The organism is Rubrobacter tropicus (assembly GCF_011492945.1).
Classification (GTDB): domain Bacteria; phylum Actinomycetota; class Rubrobacteria; order Rubrobacterales; family Rubrobacteraceae; genus Rubrobacter_D; species Rubrobacter_D tropicus.
Window position 1 is genome coordinate 3,112,664 of the sequence record NZ_CP045119.1, and the last position, 12,037, is coordinate 3,124,700.

Annotated in this window: 13 protein-coding genes; 4 read left to right on the forward strand and 9 right to left on the reverse strand. The window is 67.6% G+C overall.

The window, feature by feature from the left end:
* Window positions 1–61 precede the first annotated feature (61 nt).
* Together GBA63_RS15695 and GBA63_RS15700 are read right to left on the reverse strand one after the other, a co-directional pair.
* On the reverse strand, window positions 62–715 hold the full coding sequence (locus GBA63_RS15695) for a response regulator (RefSeq protein WP_166177540.1): 654 nt from the start codon (window positions 713–715) through the stop codon (window positions 62–64).
* On the reverse strand, window positions 712–2,211 hold the full coding sequence (locus tag GBA63_RS15700) for an ATP-binding protein (RefSeq protein ID WP_166177542.1): 1,500 nt from the start codon (window positions 2,209–2,211) through the stop codon (window positions 712–714). The genes GBA63_RS15695 and GBA63_RS15700 overlap by 4 nt, the downstream gene beginning before the upstream one ends.
* Window positions 2,212–2,468: 257 nt before the next feature.
* Here GBA63_RS15700 and GBA63_RS15705 point away from each other — a divergent pair, with 257 nt between their 5' ends.
* Both GBA63_RS15705 and GBA63_RS15710 read left to right on the forward strand, forming a co-directional pair.
* The gene (locus GBA63_RS15705) at window positions 2,469–2,777 is read left to right on the forward strand and encodes a hypothetical protein (protein WP_166177544.1); all 309 of its coding nucleotides are present in this window, start codon (window positions 2,469–2,471) and stop codon (window positions 2,775–2,777) included.
* Between the two features lie 276 nt (window positions 2,778–3,053).
* Complete coding sequence (locus GBA63_RS15710; RefSeq protein WP_166177546.1) at window positions 3,054–3,518, forward strand: RDD family protein; 465 nt, start codon at window positions 3,054–3,056, stop codon at window positions 3,516–3,518.
* Window positions 3,519–3,672: 154 nt separating this feature from the next.
* Here the strand turns inward: GBA63_RS15710 and GBA63_RS15715 are convergent, their stop codons facing one another.
* The 3 genes from GBA63_RS15715 to GBA63_RS15725 all read right to left on the reverse strand — a co-directional run bounded on the left by GBA63_RS15715 (window position 3,673) and on the right by GBA63_RS15725 (window position 8,190).
* Complete coding sequence (locus GBA63_RS15715) at window positions 3,673–3,930, reverse strand: hypothetical protein (protein WP_166177548.1); 258 nt, start codon at window positions 3,928–3,930, stop codon at window positions 3,673–3,675.
* Between the two features lie 473 nt (window positions 3,931–4,403).
* A complete protein-coding gene (locus tag GBA63_RS15720; protein WP_166177550.1) occupies window positions 4,404–7,472 on the reverse strand; it encodes an ABC transporter permease in 3,069 nt (1,022 codons plus the stop codon).
* Window position 7,473: 1 nt separating this feature from the next.
* Window positions 7,474–8,190: an ABC transporter ATP-binding protein gene (locus GBA63_RS15725; protein ID WP_228282137.1), complete on the reverse strand. Its 717-nt coding sequence runs from the start codon at window positions 8,188–8,190 to the stop codon at window positions 7,474–7,476.
* Window positions 8,191–8,428: 238 nt separating this feature from the next.
* On the opposite strand from GBA63_RS15725, the gene GBA63_RS15730 reads away from it, so the two are divergent.
* Both GBA63_RS15730 and GBA63_RS15735 read left to right on the forward strand, forming a co-directional pair.
* Entirely contained in the window at window positions 8,429–9,226 is a 798-nt protein-coding gene (locus GBA63_RS15730) for a HipA family kinase (RefSeq protein ID WP_166177554.1), read from the forward strand.
* Window positions 9,219–9,605 (forward strand): DUF3037 domain-containing protein, encoded by a 387-nt coding sequence (locus GBA63_RS15735; RefSeq protein WP_166177556.1) that lies wholly within the window; start codon window positions 9,219–9,221, stop codon window positions 9,603–9,605. Before GBA63_RS15730 ends, GBA63_RS15735 begins: the two co-directional genes overlap by 8 nt.
* A gap of 10 nt (window positions 9,606–9,615) precedes the next feature.
* Here the strand turns inward: GBA63_RS15735 and GBA63_RS15740 are convergent, their stop codons facing one another.
* The 4 genes from GBA63_RS15740 to GBA63_RS15755 are packed head-to-tail and all read right to left on the reverse strand — an operon-like array spanning window position 9,616 to window position 11,928.
* The gene (locus GBA63_RS15740) at window positions 9,616–10,479 is read right to left on the reverse strand and encodes an alpha/beta fold hydrolase (protein WP_166177558.1); all 864 of its coding nucleotides are present in this window, start codon (window positions 10,477–10,479) and stop codon (window positions 9,616–9,618) included.
* On the reverse strand, window positions 10,476–11,054 hold the full coding sequence (locus tag GBA63_RS15745; protein WP_166180262.1) for a GNAT family N-acetyltransferase: 579 nt from the start codon (window positions 11,052–11,054) through the stop codon (window positions 10,476–10,478). The genes GBA63_RS15740 and GBA63_RS15745 overlap by 4 nt, the downstream gene beginning before the upstream one ends.
* Before the next feature lie 56 nt (window positions 11,055–11,110).
* On the reverse strand, window positions 11,111–11,647 hold the full coding sequence (locus tag GBA63_RS15750) for a hypothetical protein (protein ID WP_166177560.1): 537 nt from the start codon (window positions 11,645–11,647) through the stop codon (window positions 11,111–11,113).
* A complete protein-coding gene (locus GBA63_RS15755; RefSeq protein WP_166177562.1) occupies window positions 11,644–11,928 on the reverse strand; it encodes a hypothetical protein in 285 nt (94 codons plus the stop codon). Before GBA63_RS15755 ends, GBA63_RS15750 begins: the two co-directional genes overlap by 4 nt.
* Window positions 11,929–12,037 lie beyond the last annotated feature (109 nt).

Below are 12,037 nucleotides of genomic sequence, written 5' to 3' on the forward strand. Positions count from 1 at the left end.
CGGCCGAAAGCTGACGGCTGAAAGCTGAGGCGAAGCCGAAGCGGGCTGATCGCTGATTGCTCTAATCGCGGCGCACGACGCCCTGGCGCCAGGCGTAGACGGCGGCCTGGGTACGGTCGACGAGGTGCAGCTTGCCGAGGATGTTCGAGACGTGGCTCTTGACGGTCTTCTCGCTCACGTACAGGCGGCCTGCTATCTGGGCGTTGCTCATGCCGTCGGCTATGAGCTTTAGGACTTCGAGTTCCCTGTCGGAGAGCTCGTGGAAGACGTTGGGCTCGTCGCGGCGGGCGCCGTGGAGCTCGCGCACGACGCGGGCCGCGACGCGCGGATGTAGGATGGTCTCCCCGGCGGCGGCCTTGCGGACGGCGTCCGCGAGCTCTTCCGGTCCTATCTCCTTGAGCACGTAGGAGAGGGCGCCCGCCCTGATGGCCGGGAAGACGTGCTCGTCGTCGTGGTAGCTGGTGAGCATGACGACGTTGGTGCGCGGCGAGGAGGCGGTCAGCCGCCGCGTAGCCTCCACGCCGTCCATGCCGGGCATGATCAGGTCCATCAGGGCGACGTCGGGCGCGTGCTGGGCGGCTAGCTTCACCGCCTCTTCCCCGCCCCCCGCCTCGGCGACGACGGTTATGTCGTCCTGCGTCTCCAGAAACGCCCTCACGCCCTGGCGCACGAGCGCGTGGTCGTCCACCAGCAGGACCGTTATGGGCTCGCTCACGATCTTCTCTCTTTCTTTGATGGGTCCTCGAACGGACAGACAGCCGTTACGCGCGTCCCTTTGCCCGGAGCACTGTCTACGGTGATGCGGCCGCCGAGCTTTACGAGCCGCTCGCGCATGCTCTGGAGGCCGAATCCCCCGCCGGAGCCTTGTGAAGGGTCGAAGCCCCGCCCGTTGTCGGAGACGAGAAGGGTTAGCTCTCTCGCCGTGTAGGAGAGGTCTACCTCCGCCCTCCCGGCTCCGCTGTGGCGGGCGACGTTCGCCAGAGACTCCTGGGCGACGCGGAAGAGGGCCTGCTCCACTTCGAGCGGCGCCTCCCGCTCGCCGCGGACGCGGAACTCCGCCGGGATCTCGGCCCCCTCGGACCAGCGGGTCGCGTAGTCGCGCAGGGCGCCCGTGAGGCCCTTTCCTTCCAGGGCGGCGGGCCGCATCTCGGCTATCAGGATGTTGAGTTCCTTCTGGGCCTGGCGGACCAGGTCGTCGGCCTGGCCGAGGTGGGACTCGGCCGATTCGGTGTCTTTCCGGATTAAGGCCCGGGCGGCGGCTATCTGGAGCGAAGTGGCGAAGACCTGCTGCTTTACGGAGTCGTGCAGATCGCGCGCGAAGCGGTTGCGGGCCTCTAGAGTGGCGAGCTCCCCGCGGGCCTGCAGCAGGTTCTCGAGGTCCGCGGCCATCTGGTTGAGCTCGCGCGAGAGTTGGCCGAGCTCGTCCTTGGAGCGGTCTTTGGCGGTCACGGAGAAGTCGCCGCGGCTCCAGGCTCGCGCGGCGTGGGCGAGCCTGCCTATGCGGCGCGTGATCCCCCACGCCGTAAAGAAGCCGAAGATGAGGCCCAGAAGGCCGGCCGGTATCAGCAGCAGCACGGCCCCGGCGCCCACCGTGATGAGCAACGCCCCGGCGACGCTTGGCATCCTGAACGCGCCGACGAGCACACCGTTCACGCGGCCGTCATCGCCTTCGACGGGGACGGCCATGAGCAGCCTGCCGGAGGGCCGGCGGTCCGACAACGCATCCGAGCTCTCCTCGCCCCGCAGGGCGGCGTTCAGGATCGGCTCCAGCCCCTCAACGCGCCCGGCATCGAAGCGCTCCCCTTCCGGGAACGCCGGAATCGTCGGGTCGGAGACGAGAAGTTTCCCATCCTCGTCAACCACGAACACGACGCCCCGGTCTATGCCGGCGCCGACGTCGGAAGTGCCGTTCTCCAATCGGCTGCCCGCCGGACCCGGCGGTTCCGGCGTCGTCTGGGAGATAAGGTCCAACTCCTCACGCAGGCCCCGGACGTCGGGCGTCTTCCCGTCGAGGTGCGGCTCGAGCCTCGGCGCGAAGTTGTCCCTCGCGATGGTTACGATCGACCTCGGCAACAGCTCGGAGCTCAGGAAGGCCGTGAGGCCGCTGGCGATGAACAACTCTACGGCGAGCAGCGTCACGACGGCGACCAGCGTGTAACTCAACGCCAACTTCCAGCGCAGCCGCCGCAGCGAGAAGATACCCATCTTCATGTTTACCCGCTCTCCATCGTGCGTGAAGTTTAGTCCCGCACGCGACACAGCACATCGGTCCAGAGCCCCAGCCACCGTACGTCCCGGGGACTACGCGCCGCATCGGTCGGGCAGGGATCTTCTTCCAGGCGCCACGTTCCGCCGCCAAGCGCCGTTCCCGAAATCTCCGTACGATCCATCGCGCGATCATACTTTCGGGTCCGGGAATCATCACCCTGGGCGATGCGCACTCGATCCGAAACCGCCACGATGCCCTGGTGGTTCGAAACGATGACAGCCCGGGCCCCGAGACGGACCACCAGGACGCGGGGCCGGGATCGCCCCGCAAGCGGGGCGCCTTCTTCTGGATAGCGCTGGCCTGCTTGCCGGCCACCGTAACCTTCGGGGCGCTGGACGGAGATCTCTTGCACGTCGGGACTTTCTCGGCCCTGGGGCTGTACCTCATCCTTCAGCAGACGGGCTCGCGGGGGCGGTCGGCGGCGTGGAGGTGGGCGCACGACGCCAGCGCAGTGGCCTTCTCGACGTTGGCGCTGCTCCTGTTCCTCAGGAATTTCGGCCTCGTGTGACGGACCGGCAGTAACCGAAGACGCGCTGGCGGTCGTCGGCGCTTACGGCGTCGTGCCCCGGGAGCGGAAACCGGACCTCTTCTGCCAGGTTTCGCCGCGGTCGCACGCCGCGCGATCGTTGACCTGTCTGGCTTGAACCGGGTCCAGTTTCCCGAACCATCCGGGCAGGATGGTTCTTCGGCCGTATTCAGGATCGTCCCAGGGACCGATGACGGTCCCGGCGCGCAGGGGCATCATTTCGGGTGTTGAAGAAGGTTCCCAGGAAAGGGGCAAGTCATGACAGGGGTAACTTATGGTGCATCGGTCCGGCCTGACACGCGGGTGATCGGCCGGAGGGTGCTGGCGACGATAATAGACGTGGTGTTGCTCGGCCTCCTGGCGAGCCTGTTCACCGCGCCGGGCGCCCTGATCGACGGCTGGGGCAACGGGCAGTTCTCTGACGCCGCCTCGGGCGTGCTCTTCTCCTTCGGGGGCCTCGCCGCCCTGCTCGTCTATTTCGCGTACTTCACGATCATGGAGGGCCGCTACGGCCAGACTCTGGGCAAGATGGCCCTCGGCATCAAGGTCATCCGCGAGAGCGACGGCCGGGCGCCGGGAACCCGGGCGGCCGTCCTGCGCACCCTCTTGAGGATCGTGGACGGCATCGGTTCCTACCTCGTCGCCTTCGTGGTCGCCCTGGTCTCGGACAAGAACCAGCGCCTCGGCGACATGGTCGCGAAGACGCTGGTGGTCCGCGCGTAACCCGAGCCGTCAGCCCGCTGCGGCCTGCTCCGCAGGCCTCCGCTCTCAGCGGTCGGCTTCCTGGTTTTGCTGAAAGCTGACCGCTGATGGCTGACGGCTTTGCGGAGGCTTCGAGCCCTCTGCAAACCGCTCTCTAGTAGTTTGCGGGCCGCGGCTAAGCCCGCTCGTCTTCCTCGGCCAGGCGGATCCAGCCGACGACGCTCCAGGGGTAGAAGTAACGCGAGGACTGGCTCTGGTCGTGGTGGCGCGTTACGAGCATCACCACGCCCCGCTCGTTGACGTCCTCCAGGTACACGGGTGCTGCGGCCCGCAGATCGCTCGAAAGGGACTCCGTGGTCTCCAGCATGACCTGCTGCCCGATCCAGGCTTCCGGGATCTTGCCCCCGGATGCGCCGGTTTTCTCTCTGTTCATCACAGCCGACTCCTCTGCTCGCCCTCGTAACCTAACTCGTACCTTACCGCCCTTTCGCGAGCGGCGAACCCCACAAAGACCCATCCCCGCGCCGCCCCACTAGAAACCGGGCTACACCACGAAAGCTCCGCTCGACCTTAGCCACGTCTGCTACAATACCGTTCGTGACGTTGCACCTCGAACAGGAGGTAGGGACCGATGAAGAGGAAAGCAGACTAACCAGCCGCGGACGCCGGCGCTGTGGGACGACCGGGGTCCGTAGCACGGGCCGGTGATCGCCGCCTCCTGACAGGAGCGGCTTCGCCGGCCCGAATACTTTAGGCATCAGGCATCAGGTTTCAGGCTATGGGGAAAAGCTGCTCGTCTGCCGACCAGAGGCCTGCGGGTGAGGCGGATCGACTGTTGCGGCGCAACTAAGGGGGCGACCCCCGATAGAGATCGCCCCGCAAAACCTGAAGCCTGATGCCCGGAACCTACTCCGCGTAGCGGAGTGCCTCCGCAGGATAGACCTTGCTCGCCTGGCGGGCGGGGAGGAAGGTCGTGAGCAGGGAGGCTGCGTAGGCGAGGCCGACGATCACGCCGAGCGTCGTCCACGGCACGGTGTACTGGACGCCCGCGAACTGCTCGGCGAAGGAGTCGACGATGCCGACCGAGAGCGCGGCGCCCAGTGCCACGCCGAGCCCGATGCCGAGCAGGGCCACGAAGGACGACTCGATGAGGAAGGCGAGACGTACCTGGCCGCGCTGGAAGCCGAGGGCCCTGAGCATCCCGATCTGCTGGCGCCTCTCGACCACCGAGCGAGCTGCTATGACACCGAGAGCAGCTATGCCGACGAGGAGACCCAAGCCCATGAAGCCCATCAGCAGGTTGTTGAAGAGTCCCTGGGAGGCGGAACCGTCCCGGATCTCCCTCTCCACCGACACGGCCTGCAGCCCGTTCTCGGCGAACGCTTTTTCGAGGTCCTTCACCACGGCCCCTGCGTCGGCCCCGTCCGCCAGCCGGAACTGGTAGCCCTGGGCCGGCAACGGCGAGCCCGCGAGATCATCGAGGGTGGCCTTCGAGGTCAGCATGCCGGAGGCGAAGAAGGCCGAGTCTTCGAGGACCCCGATCACGCGCAGGTCCCTCGTCCGCCCGGATTGCGAATCCTCGACCGTCACGAAGAGGTCGTCCGGGAGCGTAGCGTCCTCCCCGTAGAAGCCGGAGAGCTCCAGAGATGGCGGCGGACCGGCGAACGTGGTGTCGGAGCGGGTGGGCGCCAGCTCGGCGGAGATGACCGCGGTGTTCTCCTCTTCCCTAAGCGCGGTCCACACCTCTTCGCTGGTGTCGTACTCCTTTGCGGTCGTCTTGAAGTCGTAGCCGACGTTCTCGGTGTAGCCCGCGTCCACGCCCTGCACGAAGAATCCTTCAGGCTCGCGGTCCGTGCCCCTCTGCTTCGCGTCCACGGGCAACCCGGTCTGGGTGCCCACGGCCGTTATGTCTCCCTCGTCGACGCCCTCGGCGTCCTTCAGGGCGTCGTTCATGTTGGCTATGGGGACAGCGTAGCCCGCGTCGGCGCGGATATCGAAGCCGCCGGAGAGGCGGTCGGTGTCCTCGAAGATGGAGCTGAAGGCCGCCGTAATGAAGCTCATGGTGACTATCGTGAAGACCACGAGGGAGAACATGGCAAGGATCATGCCCGTGCGAAAGCGGCTCTGCATCGGGTAGGAGACGGCGGCGCGCAGGACGGGGGGCATGCCCCGGATCCAGCCGAACAGGGCGACGATGGCGCCCAGGAGCAGCTCGGAATTGTAGATCACGACCCAGACGCCGGCCAGGACGATCATCGCCCCCGAGATAAAGAACAGGTCTATCCCCTCGGTCATCCCTTCCGGGGCGAGCGAGACGGGCGCGAGCCAGAGCGCGAGCAGGAGTATCCCGGCGGCGGTGAACGCAACCCGCTCCGGGACCCGCAAGATCCGGGCGACGAGCGCCGCTCCCACCACTACGAGCGAGAGACCCAGCATGTACAGGCCCATCTGCTCGGCCTGGAGCCCCTGGAGGATCAGGAGCGCGCCCGCGACCGGGGTGAAGAGGGCGAGCAGCACCCCCTTGACGCTGCGGCCCTTCCTGTCCGGTTCGGGGATGTCCCGGATCGCGCGGACCACGTTCAGGCGGCTGACGCGCCAGGAGGAGACGAGGACCACGGCGAAGGTCAGGACCATGCCGAGGCAGAAGGCTATGACGACGTTCTGGGGGCTGGTGGCGAATTGGATCTCGAACCCGGAGCCGGCGAAGGCCTCCCCGATGACGCGCACCATCAACCACCCGACCCCGACGCCGAGCAAGCTGCCTATGGCGCTCGCGATCACGGCGTACAGGGCGCCCTCGAAGGCGAACATGCGCATCAGGTGCCCGCGGCGCATCCCGACGGCCCGCGCTATGCCGAGTTCGTGCTTGCGCTCGGCGGCAAGCATCACGAAGATCAGGAATATGAGTAAGACCCCGGCCGCCACGGAGAACTGCCCGAAGAGCAAGAAGACGCTGGTGAACGTCTCGCCGTTGGTGTCGGCATCCTCTATGGCGTCCTTCTTGACGGGCTCAGCCTTGAGGTCGTTCTCCCGCAAGACCGGCCCCAGGGCGTCGACGGTGTCTTTGGTCCCGAGGGCGCCCTCGACGGCCGGTCCGTCGTGGGTAACGAGGACGGAGTTGATGCGCCCCTCCTCCCCGACCCGTTCTTGCAACCTCTGAAGCGGCATCACCATCGAGGACGAGGACGACGGATTGGCGCCTTTCTCGTAGATTCCGGCCACAGTCAACTCCGCGGGCCTGGGGGCGGGCGCCGCGGAGGCCAGGGCGGCGGCCGCGGCCGCGTTCGTCCCGGCGGCCGGTTCGGCCTCGGGGGCCGGGGCGAGGGTCGTTTGGACAACGTCCCCCTTCCCCACGTCGAGGCCGTCTGCGGCGTCGGCGCTAAGGTACACCTCGTTTTTGCCGAGGTCATCTACCCCGAGCGTCTCGCCCGAGCCGGTGGTCAGCCGGTCGAATCCCCGCATGGAGCCCTCCTCGATGCCGAGCACGCTCACGGTCGGCTCGCTGAGGTCGGTGCCCTTGGCGGTGACGGGGACGGTCTCTCTGGCCAAAGGGGCGACGCCGGCGACTCGGTCCTCGCCGGAGAGGCGTTCGCGCGCGTCGTCGGCGACGCCCTGGTCAAAGTAGCTGGCGCGCTCGGCGGTCGTCTCGCCGAAGGGTTGTCCTCCCGAGGAGTCCTGACTTTCGGCCCGAACCTCCACGTCCACCTGGCCCAGGTTTTCGAGGGCCTGGAGGCGTAAAGAGTTGGTCAGGGTGTCGCCGGTGGTGAACGAGGCGGAGAAGAGCATGGTCGCGAGCATCAGGCCGAGGATGACGAGGCCGGTCTGGGCGCGGCGGCGGGGCAGGTTGCGGGCGGCCATCCTGAAGGAGACGCGGTTGCGCAGGGCGCTCAGCACGAGCAGGACGAGGCCGACGCCGAAGACGGCGAGCAGGATCCACATGAGTTGGGTCGTCGGGATGCCGAAGAGTTCTTCCATGCTACTCGCCCTCCCCGCGCGGGCTGCCGTTTTGCTCGTCGCTCGTGATGTTGCCGTCGCGCATAAGGATCGTGCGGTGGGCGCGGGCGGCGACCGCCGCGTCGTGGGTGACGAGGACGAAGGTCTGGCGCTGCTCGCCGTTCAGACGAACCAGGAGGTCCATTATCCCCTTGCTCGTCTCCGAGTCCAGCGCCCCCGTCGGCTCGTCGGCCCATACTATCGCCGGGTTGTTGACGAGGGAGCGGGCGACGGTGACGCGCTGCTGCTGGCCGCCGCTCATCTCGGCCGGCCTTTTGTCTGCCTGATCCGAAAGGCCCACCATCTCCAGGGCGTCGAGCGCCCAGCGGCGGGCCTTCTTGGGCTTCTTGCCGGCGACGAGGAGGGGGAGCTCTATGTTTTCGATGGCGGAGAGGACCGGGATCAGGTTGTAAGACTGGAAGATGAACCCCATCCTCTCGGCCCGAAACCGCGTCCGCCTCTTGTCCGACATCCCCCCGATGGCCTCGCCGTCGATGCGCACGTCGCCGTCCGAGAGCTCGTCGAGGCCCGAGAGCACGTTCAGGAGCGTCGTCTTGCCGCACCCGGACGGCCCCATGATGGCGACCATCTCCCCGCGCCGGATGCCGAGGTCCACGCCCCGGAGCGCCCGCACCCGCAGGCCGCCGGCCTCGTAGACCTTCTGGACACCGGTGGCCTCGATCATCAACTCGTCAACCACGGAACCTCCCGGCTCTTCCGAACTCGCCCTCTTCCCGACAAGCATCCCGGCCTCCCACGTCGCCTATACTCTACGCAAAGACCCTAAGGCGGTTTCCGCACGCCCGCATCGGCCGGAAGGTTGAATCGGTCTAGGCCTCCGGATCTACACCCGTCTCATCCTCGCTACGACGCAACCTTACGGCCTGCCCGAGGGGCAAGGTCAAGCCGGCGTGCCGGCGGTAGAATGGCTGGGTCCGATGCTCCGCACCGTTACCGCCACGCGATACGTCACGCCCCTGCGCGAGGGGGGCTCGCTGCCGGCCATCGTCGAGGCCGACGACCTCGGCACCTACGTCCTCAAGTTCCGGGGCGCGGGGCAGGGACGAAAGGCGCTGATCGCGGAGCTCGTCTCCGGTGAGATCGGGCGCGCTCTGGGCCTTCCGGTGCCGGAGATAGTCCTCGTGAACATACATCCCGACCTTGGCCGGGCGGAGCCAGATCCCGAGATACAGGACCTCCTGCGCGCCAGCCCGGGCCTGAACCTGGCCCTCGACTACCTGCCCGGCTCCCTGGGCTTCGACCCGCTCGTGGAGCCGCCTGGGCCGGATCTCGCCTCCCGCATCCTGTGGTTCGACGCCCTCGTCCAGAACGTGGACCGCACCCCGCGCAACACTAACCTGCTCGTCTGGCACCGCAGGCTCTGGCTGATAGACCACGGCGCCTCCCTGTACTTCCACCACAACTGGCCCGGCCGGGGTGGCCCGTCCCTGGAGGCCGTCAGCCGGCGCCCCTTCGCGGCGGCCCGCGACCACGTCCTCTTGCCCTTCGCCTCGGCACTCGCGGAGGCGGATGCCGCGTTGGCTCCCCGGCTTACGAAAGGGGTTTTGGATGAGGTAGTGGGAAAGATCCCGGACGAGTGGCTCGCCAGGGAGGCCGGCTTCGACGGACCGGACGCGGTGCGCTCGGCCTACGTCTCTTACCTCACCTCACGCCTGCGGGAGCCCCGCGTGTGGGCCCACGCGCTCGAAGAGGCAAGGAGGGAAACCCTTGCCTAGCCCCTTCGAGTACGTCCTCCTGCGCGTGGTTCCCCGGGTGGAACGCGGGGAGTTCATAAACGCGGGCGTGGTCCTCTACTGCCAGGAGAAACGCTTCCTCGACGCCCGCCTCCACCTAGACCCCGAACGCCTGCGCAACCTGGACCCCAACCTCGACCCCGAAGCCGTTCGCGCCCACCTGGAGGCCGCGCGCCGCGTCTGCGCCGGCGGACGGGAGGCCGGGGCCGTCGGGCTCCTGCCTCCCGTCCAGCGCTTCGGGTGGCTCGCCGCGCCCCGCAGCACCGTCGTCCAGCCCTCCCCAGTCCATACCGGCCTCGCCGAAGACCCAAAGGAGGCCCTGGAGCATCTGCTGGAGGTCATGGTCCGCCCGCCCGGATAGCGCGGGCCGGTCAGCCGGGCTTCAGGAAAGCGGCCGCGCGGTCGTTGACGCGGGCGAAAGTCTCATTCGACGGGACGTGGCGGCCCGGCAGAGTCTCGGCCTCCAGGTTCGAGATGATCTCCCTGGCCCGGGGGATCGTCCTCTCGGCGGGGAAGAACAGGTCGTCTTGGGCGGCGAAGAGCAGCGTCGGGCTCCCGTACCCGGAGAGCTCTTCCTTCGTGGCGGCCCGCGGCAACTGCCTGTCGAGTCTTACGTGCCTGTAGACGGCCCCGAGTTGGCGCACGTACGGTTCCTCGGGCTCGGTCAGGATCGGGCACGCGGCCCGGAGCAGCCTCTCCGGGTTGGGGGAGGCGCGGTAGAGGAGCATCGGCAGTGCCACCTGGCGGAGCATCGGCCGGATCGGGCCGGCGGCGACGCCGGCGGGCGAGACGAGGACCGCCCGGTCGATGCGCCCGGGCGCCAGGCCCGCCAACCTCAAGATGAGCCCCGCGCCGTAGGAGATCCCGACGAACGAGGCCAGCCCGAGGCCGAGCCCGTCGAGCACGTCCACCAGCCAGCGGGCGTGCCCGTCGCCCCTGGCGGACGGCCGGGACTGGGCGCTGCGGCCCGGCTGGCCGATGATGTCGGGCGCGTAGAGCCGGTACTCGTTCGCGAGCGGCAGGAACCACGCGAGGCAGAGCGGGTTCAGGAAGTTGCCGCCCTGCAGGACCACCAGGGGCGGCGCATCCTCGGGACCGGCAACGATAACGTGCGTCAGACCGGCGACCGTACCGATCGTCCGCGTCTCGCACCCGGGGCCGAGACGGGCGAGCGCCTCGTCGTAGAGGGACATCAGCTCCGCCTCGCCTTCGGGGCTCCGGTAGATGGACCTCACGCGTTCGAACCGGCGGGACGTTCTTTGACTATCAGGCCCATGGCCACCGTGTCCGCGTAGCTGCCGTCCCCGAACTTTATGTCCCTGGGGTAACGGCCCTCTACGGCGAAACCGTGTGTTTCGTAGAGCCGGACCGCGCCCCCGTTCGTGGAGAAGACGTACAACCCGAGCTTCTCTATCTCGGGGTGACTCCGCGCCCAGGCGACGAGGGCCGCGAGCAACGTTCCGGCCACGCCACGCCGCCTGTGGACCGCGTGTACCCACAAAGAGTCGAGGTCGGCGAAGTGCCTGGTACGCCGGTACGTCTCCGCGGAAGCCCTGACCATGCCGACCACCTCACCCCCCGTCGTCGCGACGAGGCACAGGTTGCCGGCCGCCTCCCGGTCCTCCTCGATGCACTCCCGCTCCCCGGCCTCCGTGAGGTCGAACTCCGAAGGCTCCCTGACAGTGTAGGCCCCCTCTTCCACGACGGAGCGAAGAAGCTCCAGCGTCGCGGGGGCGTCGTCCGCGATGGCCGACCGGATGGTCAGCGAGCCGCCGTCTCGCAGGGTATGGGTCTTCGCCTCGATCTCCAGAGACTTCTACCCGCGGTCCCGTTCGAGAAGCACCATCATGATGACGCCGGCGAGGATCAGGTCCTCCTCCTTTTCGGAGAAGTCTTCGAGCTTTTCGAGCCTGAAGCTGCTCTCGAAGACGGAGCGCTGCTTCGCCACGCGCAGCGCGGGGTGCCGCGCAGGTCCACGATGTAGGCGGGGTTGAAGAACAGGCCGCCCAAGGCGTCCCCGAACGGGATCGCCTCCATGAGCCCGTCGAGCACCTTTACCCAGGGGTTCTCCTCGTGGATGGACCCGATGCCGCTGCCGGATGCGTTCGTAAGAACGTATGTGCTCTTCCAGAGCGAGCGCATCCCCTCCTGGCGGACGGCCCCGATCGGCGTCCCGTCCGAGAGCGCCACGGAGTAGCTGGCGCCGAAGTCCATCATCCTGTCTGCCTTTATGCGGAAGAGGAGCTTTCTCTGGTCGTCGTCCGCGTAGACGCCGATGTCCTCCTTTAACCTGAACTTCTTCTTGCGGACGTAGGCCACGAGCCTCCCGCCGGCGTCGGTGACGCTCACGCGGGTGCCGATGGTGGCTATCTTGAACCTCAGGTCCAGCGGGTAGTTCATCACGCGCCGATCCCCTCCTCCGGGTAACGCCGCTTCTCCCCAGGGGCGCGGCGCAACAACCTTACCACCCCGCTCGTGCGGACGACGTCCTGTCGCCGCAGCTCGCGCAGGAACGCGAGGAGCTCGGGGTCCTCATCCCTCATCGCCTGCAGGATGTGCGCGTCGTAAGATTCGGCGCTCTCGAGCACGTCCAGCAGAAAGTCCGTCAACTCCCCATCCCTGGTCCTCTCCGCGGGACCAGGCTTCGCGTCTTTCCGCGGCCCTTCTCTTCCAGCGTGTAGCATGGTCTTCTCCTTCCCTACCGTTACATGATAACCATACGCACGGAACCGGCGAAAGGCTTCAAAGCATGGGACGGAAGCTAGAGCTTCCGTCCCATGCGCTGTCGGCTTT

What these genes read in the sequence shown, in the direction of transcription:
- GBA63_RS15700 (WP_166177542.1), bottom strand. Translation starts at nt 2,211, where the DNA reads ATGAAGATGGGTATCTTCTCGCTGCGGCGGCTGCGCTGGAAGTTGGCG.
- GBA63_RS15710 (WP_166177546.1), top strand. Translation starts at nt 3,054, where the DNA reads ATGACAGGGGTAACTTATGGTGCATCGGTCCGGCCTGACACGCGGGTG.
- GBA63_RS15715 (WP_166177548.1), bottom strand. Translation starts at nt 3,930, where the DNA reads ATGAACAGAGAGAAAACCGGCGCATCCGGGGGCAAGATCCCGGAAGCC.
- GBA63_RS15720 (WP_166177550.1), bottom strand. Translation starts at nt 7,472, where the DNA reads ATGGAAGAACTCTTCGGCATCCCGACGACCCAACTCATGTGGATCCTG.
- GBA63_RS15730 (WP_166177554.1), top strand. Translation starts at nt 8,429, where the DNA reads ATGCTCCGCACCGTTACCGCCACGCGATACGTCACGCCCCTGCGCGAG.
- GBA63_RS15755 (WP_166177562.1), bottom strand. Translation starts at nt 11,928, where the DNA reads ATGCTACACGCTGGAAGAGAAGGGCCGCGGAAAGACGCGAAGCCTGGT.